Source organism: Salipiger sp. HF18 (assembly GCF_011806505.1).
Lineage (GTDB): Bacteria > Pseudomonadota > Alphaproteobacteria > Rhodobacterales > Rhodobacteraceae > Salipiger > Salipiger thiooxidans.
In genome coordinates this window covers 1-620 of the sequence record NZ_JAATOS010000967.1, presented here as the reverse complement: position 1 = coordinate 620, position 620 = coordinate 1, and the positions used below count along the sequence as shown (strand labels likewise).

At 72.1% G+C, this 620-nt stretch carries 1 protein-coding gene; it reads right to left on the bottom strand.

Features of this window, described 5'->3' with window-relative positions:
- Positions 1–160 precede the first annotated feature (160 nt).
- Positions 161–620 (bottom strand): DUF1513 domain-containing protein (locus HC022_RS28305; protein ID WP_167454572.1); only part of this gene is annotated, 460 nt, incomplete at its 5' end.

The window sequence follows — 620 nt, the reverse complement described above, 5'->3', positions numbered from 1 at the left end:
GCCATGACCCGTGCCGCCCGCGACACGGCGGTGGCGAAGTTCGACAATGCCGTGCTTCTGAAGAAGGTCGAGCAGGTGATCCGCGACACGGTGGCCGCGCGCCGCTAGGCCCGGACGTGCCGGCACGGCCCGCGCAGGCCGCCTGCGCGAGGCGGACGCGTTACGCCCGCGCCGCCGCGATCGGCACGAGGTGGTTGTCCCACGACGCCTCGGCCAGTGACAGGGGAATGGCGCCCTCGGGCCCGATCAGCAGGCAAGGGCCCAGCCCGTCGCTGGCCATGTAGCCGCCCGGGGGAGGCGCCAGCCCGCAGACATCCGCCCGCGAGATCGCGCCGAGAAACCCTCCGCTGTCCGAGAAGCGGTGGATGCGGCCGCCGCGCGGCGAAGTGATGGCGATCTCGCTGCCGTCGCCCGAGAAGGCGACCGAGCCCGCGTAGCCGTCCATCGCCAGCTCGTCGCTCAGCGGTGCCTCGCAGATCACCAGCTCCTCGCCCATGCGGTGCAGCGCCAGAAGCGGTGGCGCGTAGCTTTCCTCGCCCTCCCACTGCATCGCGAAACCCACCAGCCCGTCGGGGCGCAGCGCGAGGTGGCGGATCGAGTTCTGGTAGAAATCGGGCAGG